This window comes from Amycolatopsis sp. NPDC003676 (assembly GCF_053587275.1).
Genome location: NZ_JBSFNS010000205.1, coordinates 1 through 7,578 on the forward strand (window position 1 = coordinate 1; position 7,578 = coordinate 7,578).

Genomic DNA, 7,578 nt, shown 5'->3' on the forward strand with positions numbered 1-7,578 from the left:
GGCGGTCGCACCGCTCCTCAGACGCCGACGCGATCCCGCGTTGTGGTCGGGTTTTAGGGAAGCGCTTGGTGGGGTTAGTCGTGGGTGGCGGGGGTGCGGGTGTGTTCGTCTAGGGCGTCTAGGCGGGCGCGGATTTGGTCTAGGTGGTCGGTTAGTTCTGGGAGTTGTTCGGCTACGTAGGTGAGCAGGCGTTCTAGGTGGCGCAGGGTGGTGCGGGCCTCGTCTAGGGCGGTGGCGATTCTCGGCACTGTTTCGGCTGCTTCTAGGGCGGACGCGAATAGGCGGCGGATCAGGTGCACGGTGACTCGGGGGCCGGCCAGGACGGCTGAGAACACAGCGCCTCCTACGGGGTACGGGGGTCGCGAGTCTTCGTACCTCATTCGCGGAGGGCGCGCCCGGGCGGGGGCTGGGGGGTGTTACTGGTGTGAATCGGTGGGGGTAGTGGTGTTGATGAGGTGGTCGATGGGTTCGCGGGAGGCGATCAGGGCGGCCAGGACTGTGGTTACGGGGACTGCTGCCACGATGCCTACTGAGCCGGCCAGGGTGCGGATGATTTCCGCGGCGATGTCTTCGCTGCCTAGCAGGGAGCCCAGGCCTACGCCGGAGATCGCGGAGTAGAGCATTACTGGCAGTGCGGCGCCTGCGTAGGCCATGACCAGGGTGTTTACCGCGGAGCCTACGTGGTCTCGGCCGATTCGCAGGCCCGAGCTGTACAGGTCGCGCCAGCCCAGGGACGGGTTTGCTCGGCGCAGTTCCCATACTGCGCTGGTTTGGGTGATGGTTACGTCGTCGAGGACGCCTAGTGCGCCGATGACGATTCCGGCCAGTAGCAGGCCTCTTGCGTCGATGCCGTGGCCCAGGGAGGCGATCAGGGTGGTGGTGCTGTCGTCCAGGCCGGTCAGGGAGGCGGCGGCGGAGAAGATCGCGGACAGGATTCCTATCAGTGCCAGGCTGACCAGGGTGCCTAGTACTGCTACTGAGGTTCTCGCGGACAGGCCGTGGGTCAGGTATAGCGCGATGAACATGATCGCGCCTGCTCCGGCGATCGCGACTAGCAGCGGGTTTTCTCCGGAGAGGATCGCTGGCAGTACGAAGAGGACGATCACTACGAAACTCAGTACAAGCGCGACTAGCGCGGCCAGGCCTTGCCAGCGGCCTAGTACGAGTACGGCGATGGCGAACAATGCGGCTAGCAGTACCAGGGGGGTGCCGCGTTGGAAGTCGACGAGGGTGAATGACTGCGGGTCTGTTGGGTTGCCGCCGTTGTAGGCGAGGACGACTTTGTCGCCTGCGGTGAAGCGTGGCGTGCTTGGTTCGATGGGGACGGTCAGGCGTACTGGTTTTCCGGCTGCTGGGCCGTCGGACATGTGCAGGTCGACGGTGAGGCACGGTTTCGCGTTCGGGTCTGGTTGCGAGCCGACTTGCACTTGGCCGGGTTGCAGGCACGGGCCGGAGGTCGCGGTGGTGATCGCTGCCTGGACTGGGGTGCCTTGCTGTACGGCGCTTTTCGGCAGGGAGCTGCCCCACGGGTACAGGATGATCATGCCTACGACGGTCGCCAGGGCCAGCGGGGCCAGGAGCCAGATCAGGAGTTTGCGGACTCGTTGCGACGCTGGGGCGGCCGGGCCGTGTCCGTGGCCATGACCGTGGCCGTGGCCGGTTGGCGGCGGGGTTTCCTTGGCTGCGGCGGGTTTGGGAGTGTCCTTTTCAGACTGTGCGGGGCGGGTCGGGGGACGACGGCGGGTGCCCGGTGGCGGGGTGTCGCCTGGGCGGCGGGGGACGCGCAGTTCGCCTGATTGCGAGCCGCTGCGGAGTTCGCCGGATTGGGAGCCGCGGGGATCTGCGGGGCGCGGGGTTCGGGGTGCGCCGGGTTGGGGAGGCCGTGGCGCGGCGGCGCGCGGGCGGCGGGGCTCGCCGGACCGCTCGGGATGCCGTCCCGGTTCGCGGCCGGGGTTAGCGGGTCGGCCGGGCTCGCCGGTGCGGCCGGGCTCGGCGCGGCGCGGGCGGCGAGGTGCATCCGGGCGGGCGCGGGGAGGAGCAGCGGGTGGCACGGCGGGGGACGCGGGTTCGCCCGGCACTCGCGGCAGCGGGCCGGTGTCGTCGGGGTCCTGATCGGGGTAGTCGTGCGGTGCCACGGCGGACATCCTGCCTTCCCGGCTCGCGGCTCACCCGGACCGGGTGGGGGAGGAAGCGGGCGTTTCGTTCAGGCGTGCGCAGAACGGAGGTGCACCCGCCGGTAAGCCGAGGGCGGCGTGTCGAAATGGTCCAGAAACGCTTGCCGGAGGGTCTCCGTGGAGCCGAAACCGCAGCGTCGCGCGATCGCGGCGAGCGGGAGATCGGTGCCGGACAGCAGGCGGGCGGCGTGTTCAGCGCGCACCGTCCGGACGTATTTGCCCGGTGTGGTGCCGAGGTGGGCGTCGAACAGCCGGGTCAGCTGGCGGGTGCTGATGCCGGCCTGGTTGGCCAGCGCGGGGGCGCCGAGGTCGTCGGCGAGATGCTCGGCGACGTACGCGGTGAGGTCGCGGACCTGCCGGTGTTCGGGCGGCGGGCCGGCGAGGAACATGCTCACCTGCGCCTGGTTTCCCGGTCGCTGCAGGTAGGTGACCAGCGACCGGGCGGCTTCGCGGGCGAGCGTCGGGCCGTGGTCCTCCTCGACGAACGCGAGGGTGAGGTCGAGCCCGCTGGTGACGCCGGCGGAGGTGTAGACGTCGCCGTGCCGCACGAAAAGCGGCACCGGATCCACGGTCACCGACGGGTATTGCTCGGCGAGCCGCGACGCATGCGACCAGTGCGTGGTCGCGCGGCGGCCGCTCAGCAGCCCGGCGGCGGCGAGCACGGTCGCCCCGGTGCAGACCGACGCCGTCCGCCTGCTCGCCTGCGACAGCCGCCGTACGTGCGCGAGCAGCCGTTCGTCCTTGGCCGCGGCGAGGTGCCCGATCCCGCCCGCGACGACGAACGTGTCGAGCGGGCCGCGGACCTGGTCGATCCGGACGTGCGGGGCGAGCGTGAGCCCGGACTGGCAGGCGAAGGGGAGCCCGTCGACGCTGGCGAGCCGGACCTCGTACGGCCGGGCCGCGCCGAGCCGGGTGGCGGCGTCGAAAACGTCGGACACGCAGGCGATGTCGAGCAGTTCGGCGTCGGGGTACCCGAGGATCACGACCTGCCGGGCGGTACTCGGCATGGCCGCACGGTAGCAGCTCGCCCGGCCGGATCAACCGGGTTCGCAGGATTTCGGACACGCGTGTCCCGGCCGGGCCGCGCGGGCGGGAGTCTGGCGGCATGACTGAGAAGACGTTCGCGTTCGTCGTGTACCCCGGCCTGACGCCGCTCGACCTGGTGGGACCGCTGCAGGTGATCAACAGCTACGCGGCGGCGGACCCGTCGGTCCGGGTGGTCGTCGTCGGCGAAACCCTGGAGACCCTCGGCACCGACACGCCGCTGCGGATCGCGCCGAGCCACACCTTCGACCAGGTTCCGGACCCGTCCTGGGTGCTGGTCCCCGGCGGTGCCGCGCCGACGCTGCGCGCGCTCGGCGACGAGACGCTCATCGGCTACCTCCGCCGCGCCGCGGAGTCCGCTGAACTGATGACGTCCGTGTGCACCGGTTCGCTGCTGCTCGGCCAAGCTGGGCTGCTCGAAGGACGCGAAGCGACGACGCACTGGACTTTCCTGGAGGTCCTCCGCGCGTTCGGAGCCGAGCCGGTCCGGCAGCGCTGGGTCGACGCCGGGAAGGTGATCACCGCCGCCGGAGTGTCGGCCGGGATCGACCTGGCATTGCACCTGGTGGAGCGGATGCGCGGGACGGACGCCGCGCGGCTGGTCCAGTTCGGCATCGAGTACGACCCGCGGCCGCCGCTCGGCCCGCTCGACTGGTCGCTCGCCCCGCACGAGCAGATGCGGCCGTTCGTCGACCACACCGTTCGCGAGGGCCTCGCCGATCAGCCGGAGCTGCGCGAAAAGCTGCTGACGCAGCGGTGACGTCCTCGTGAATTGCCCCACCCAGCTGAGGCAGGACGGGTTTGCCAGCGCCTCTCCGGCGCGTACCGTTCCGCCAATGGGTTCTCGCGGGGATGCCGGTCTGACCGTCTTCACCAGCAGGAGAGACGGCGACATCGTGCTGGTCACGGCGGCGGGCGAGATCGACATCGCGTCGGTGGGGCAATTCCGCTCCGCGCTTTCCGCCGCCTCCGGAGCCGGCGGGAAACTCGTGGTGGACCTGTCGCGGGTCGGCTATCTCAGCTGTGCCGGGCTGCGCGTGCTCGAGGAGACGAGCCACGTCCGGCCGGCGCTGTCGATCGTGGCGACCGGGCCGCTCGTGCTGCGCGCTTTCGCGGTGGCCGGGATCAAAGCGCCGGTGCGCAGCGGCCTGCGCGAGGCGTGCGCCGCCGCGGGGGCGTGAATCCCCGGCCGGAATCTGGGTACCCGTGGGGTGGAACCGAGATCTGCTGAGGTGATCCAGATGTCCACCAGCACGATGTCCGGCAAGACCGCGGTCTCCGGGGGCGCAGCGGGCCTCGCTGTGCTGGCCGGGCTGTACCTGATCGCCGCGCCGTGGCTGCTGCGCTTCGGCGGGGCCGCCGAACTCGCGGTGAGCAACACGGTCGCCGGGCTCGCGATCGTTGTTTTCGCCGCGATGCGCGCGCGGGATTCCGGCGCCCAGGCGCTGACCTGGGTGCTGCCGGTGCTCGGCGTGTGGGCCGCGGTGTCCCCGTTCTTGCTGCGGTACGGCGACGAAACGGTGCCGTCCGCCGGCGCGGTGACCGGCAACGTGATCGCCGGGGTCGTGGTGGCCGCCGGTGGCGCGGCGTTGCTGTTGCGCCGCAGCTGAGGTCAGCCGAGCGCGTCGGCGAGCCAGCGGCTCCAGGTCGCGATTTCGGCGGTCTCGTCGACGTCCGGGCGGAAGAGATGATGTCCCACCGCGATCGGCATGCCGAGCAATGACCGTTCGTGGAACCGGTAGAGGGCGTCCTCGGTGCGGACTCCGGCGTAGTTCGGGGTCGAGTAGTCGAGGACGCCCTCGACCGTTTCGCCGCCCACGCTGAACTGGACCGCTTGCCCGGCTGAGGGGTCGGCGGGCAGGCCGAGCGCGGCCAGCAGCTTCGGCCACGCGTCGCGGTTCGCCGACGAGGCCGGACCGTCGGCGGTCACGTACGTCGCGAAGCGGCCGGGGAAGTGCGCCAGCAACTCGGCGAGCGTGTGCAGGTACATCTCCCAGCCGACGGCGAAGGACTCGTGGTACTCGTCGTCCCAGCCGTCCTCGACGAACCCGCGGTGCACGAATCGGAGTACAGAAGTGCCGCCTTCGGCCGCTTCCACGAGGAACTCCATCGCGTCGAACGTGCCGTCCTCGGCTGCCTCGCCCCGGTAGGCGAACCTGCGCGGGGGATCCCACGCGGTGATCTCCGCCTCGGTGCGCATTTCGCCGAGACTGAACCGGATCCGCTTGGCGGCGGCGTCGACCTCGTGGCGGCCCATGAACCACGAATCGATGCCGGGCCCGGTCGCGACTGCCTCCCACACGGCTTCGGGTCCCGCGGGCAGCTGAACCTCTTTGCGCACCTCGAACTCGCGTGGCATCGGCGGCGTTCCTCCTCGTGGTCGGTCATGGTCACGGTGCCATTGACAATAATACTTGTCAATGCGGTGGCGGTTCGCCTGATCGGTGACAGACTGCGAAGGGACTCTCACGAAGGGACGCTTACGCATGGCAACGGTGGCCGACCAGTTGATCGACGTTCTGGTGCAATCCGGGGTGCGCCGGATCTACGGGGTGGTGGGCGACAGCCTCAACCCCGTCGTGGACGCGGTGCGCCGCACCGGCGGTTCGGCGCGCGGCGGGATCGACTGGGTGCACGTGCGCAACGAGGAAGCCGGTGCGTTCGCCGCGGCGGCCGAGGCGCAGCTGACCGGGCGGCTCGCAGTGTGCGCGGGGAGTTGCGGGCCGGGGAACCTGCATCTGCTGCAGGGGGTTTACGACGCGCATCGCTCCGGGGCGCCGGTGTTGGCGATCGCCTCGCACATTCCGTCCACGCAGATCGGCACCGGGTTCTTCCAGGAGACGCATCCGCAGCAGTTGTTCGCCGAGTGTTCGCATTACTGCGAGATGGTGAGTTCGCCGGAGCAGATGCCGCGGCTGGCGCGGATCGCGGTGCAGAACGCGGTCGGCCGGCGCGGGGCCGCGGTGCTGGTGCTGCCTGGCGATGTGTCGCACGAGCCTGCCGCGCATGCCACCGGGGAATCGGCGTCGCTGGGGAGTCCGCCCGCTGTGGTGCCCGCCGAGGCTGACATCGCCCGCCTCGCCGATCGGATCGACCGGGCCGAGAAGGTGATGATCATGGCCGGCGCGGGGTGCCGGGACGCGCACGACGAGGTGCTCGCGCTCGCCGGCGCGGTCGGGGCTCCGGTGGGGCATTCGTTGCGGGGCAAGGAGTTTGTGCAGTACGACAATCCGTTCGACGTGGGGATGAGCGGATTGCTCGGGTACGGGGCTTGTTACGAGGCGATGCACGAGGCTGATCTCGTGTTGTTGCTGGGCACGGACTTCCCGTACGACAACTTCCTGCCGCAGCGCAACACCGTGCAGGTGGACATCGATCCGGCCCGGATGGGGCGGCGGTCGGTGCTGGAGTTCGGGGTCCAGGGCGACGTTGGGGCTACGATTCGGGCGGTGCTGCCTCGGTTGCGGGAGCGTGGGGATCAGTCGTTCTTGCACGCCATGCTGCGCAAGCACGAGCGGGGGTTGCAGCGGGTGGTCGACGCCTATACGGCTGAGGTTTCCAAGCATGTTCCGTTGCATCCGGAGTTTGTCGCGGACGTGCTGGACGAGGAAGCTGCCGACGACGCGGTGTTCACTGTGGACACCGGGATGTGCAACGTGTGGGCTGCTCGGTACATCTCGCCTAATGGGCGGCGGCGGATTCTCGGGTCGTTTGTGCACGGGAGCATGGCTAATGCGTTGCCGCATGCCATTGGGGCGCAGGCTGCTTCGCCGGGGCGGCAGGTGGTGGCCATGTGTGGCGATGGCGGGCTTGCCATGTTGATGGGGGAGTTGTTGACGCTCAAGACGCATGGGTTGCCGGTCAAGGCTGTGGTGTTCAACAACTCTTCGCTCGGGATGGTGAAGTTGGAGATGCTCGTGGACGGGTTGCCTGAGTTCGGCACTGATCACGATCAGGTCGACTTCGCCGGGATCGCCCGGGCGGCTGGGTTGTATTCGCGGCGGGTGGAGAAGCCTGGGGAGGTTCGGGAAGGGCTTCGGGATATTTTGGCGCATGACGGGCCCGCGGTGCTGGATGTGGTTACGGATCCTAATGCGTTGTCTATTCCGCCTAATATTACTGCTGCTCAGGTCAAAGGGTTTGCGTTGGCGGCCAGTAAGACTGTGCTTAGTGGGGGTGTGGGGAAGATGTTGGAGCTGGCCAAGTCTAATTTGAGGAATATTCCTCGGCCTTGATCCTGGGGGTTCGGCTCGTCGCCTGGCGGCGACATTGCCGTGAGGGTTGCGCGGGCACCCCGAAGCTTGATTGTGACTGCGGCGCGGGGGTGTTTGTCAAGGCGGGAAAGATGCCTTGACAAACA

At 69.2% G+C, this 7,578-nt stretch carries 8 protein-coding genes; 4 read left to right on the forward strand and 4 right to left on the reverse strand.

Going from position 1 to position 7,578, the window contains the following annotated elements:
- Nucleotides 1-74: 74 nt before the first annotated feature.
- The 3 genes from ACWDNU_RS44455 to ACWDNU_RS44465 all read right to left on the reverse strand — a co-directional run bounded on the left by ACWDNU_RS44455 (nt 75) and on the right by ACWDNU_RS44465 (nt 3,181).
- On the reverse strand, nt 75-335 hold the full coding sequence (locus ACWDNU_RS44455; protein WP_449673272.1) for a hypothetical protein: 261 nt from the start codon (nt 333-335) through the stop codon (nt 75-77).
- An 81-nt stretch (nt 336-416) separates the two neighbouring features.
- Nucleotides 417-1,544: a YibE/F family protein gene (locus tag ACWDNU_RS44460; RefSeq protein WP_449673273.1), complete on the reverse strand. Its 1,128-nt coding sequence runs from the start codon at nt 1,542-1,544 to the stop codon at nt 417-419.
- Between the two features lie 659 nt (nt 1,545-2,203).
- Entirely contained in the window at nt 2,204-3,181 is a 978-nt protein-coding gene (locus ACWDNU_RS44465; protein WP_449673274.1) for a GlxA family transcriptional regulator, read from the reverse strand.
- Between the two features lie 98 nt (nt 3,182-3,279).
- Between ACWDNU_RS44465 and ACWDNU_RS44470 the strand changes: the two genes are divergently transcribed.
- From ACWDNU_RS44470 to ACWDNU_RS44480, 3 genes are all read left to right on the forward strand, one after another.
- A complete protein-coding gene (locus ACWDNU_RS44470) occupies nt 3,280-3,978 on the forward strand; it encodes a DJ-1/PfpI family protein (protein ID WP_449673275.1) in 699 nt (232 codons plus the stop codon).
- A gap of 76 nt (nt 3,979-4,054) precedes the next feature.
- A complete protein-coding gene (locus ACWDNU_RS44475) occupies nt 4,055-4,399 on the forward strand; it encodes an STAS domain-containing protein (RefSeq protein ID WP_370936524.1) in 345 nt (114 codons plus the stop codon).
- Nucleotides 4,400-4,459: 60 nt separating this feature from the next.
- A complete protein-coding gene (locus ACWDNU_RS44480; RefSeq protein ID WP_370936525.1) occupies nt 4,460-4,828 on the forward strand; it encodes an SPW repeat protein in 369 nt (122 codons plus the stop codon).
- A gap of 2 nt (nt 4,829-4,830) precedes the next feature.
- Here ACWDNU_RS44480 and ACWDNU_RS44485 read toward each other — a convergent pair whose 3' ends face one another.
- Nucleotides 4,831-5,577: an SRPBCC family protein gene (locus tag ACWDNU_RS44485; RefSeq protein ID WP_449673276.1), complete on the reverse strand. Its 747-nt coding sequence runs from the start codon at nt 5,575-5,577 to the stop codon at nt 4,831-4,833.
- Between the two features lie 127 nt (nt 5,578-5,704).
- On the opposite strand from ACWDNU_RS44485, the gene ACWDNU_RS44490 reads away from it, so the two are divergent.
- Nucleotides 5,705-7,453 carry a pyruvate dehydrogenase gene (locus ACWDNU_RS44490; RefSeq protein ID WP_449673277.1) on the forward strand — a complete coding sequence of 583 codons (1,749 nt, stop codon included), beginning with the start codon at nt 5,705-5,707 and terminating at the stop codon, nt 7,451-7,453.
- Nucleotides 7,454-7,578: the final 125 nt, after the last annotated feature.

Coding starts and splice junctions, on each gene's coding strand:
- ACWDNU_RS44460 (WP_449673273.1), bottom strand. CDS start 1,544: ATGATCATCCTGTACCCGTGGGGCAGCTCCCTGCCGAAAAGCGCCGTA.
- ACWDNU_RS44465 (WP_449673274.1), bottom strand. CDS start 3,181: ATGCCGAGTACCGCCCGGCAGGTCGTGATCCTCGGGTACCCCGACGCC.
- ACWDNU_RS44470 (WP_449673275.1), top strand. CDS start 3,280: ATGACTGAGAAGACGTTCGCGTTCGTCGTGTACCCCGGCCTGACGCCG.
- ACWDNU_RS44475 (WP_370936524.1), top strand. CDS start 4,055: ATGGGTTCTCGCGGGGATGCCGGTCTGACCGTCTTCACCAGCAGGAGA.
- ACWDNU_RS44480 (WP_370936525.1), top strand. CDS start 4,460: ATGTCCACCAGCACGATGTCCGGCAAGACCGCGGTCTCCGGGGGCGCA.
- ACWDNU_RS44485 (WP_449673276.1), bottom strand. CDS start 5,577: ATGCCACGCGAGTTCGAGGTGCGCAAAGAGGTTCAGCTGCCCGCGGGA.
- ACWDNU_RS44490 (WP_449673277.1), top strand. CDS start 5,705: ATGGCAACGGTGGCCGACCAGTTGATCGACGTTCTGGTGCAATCCGGG.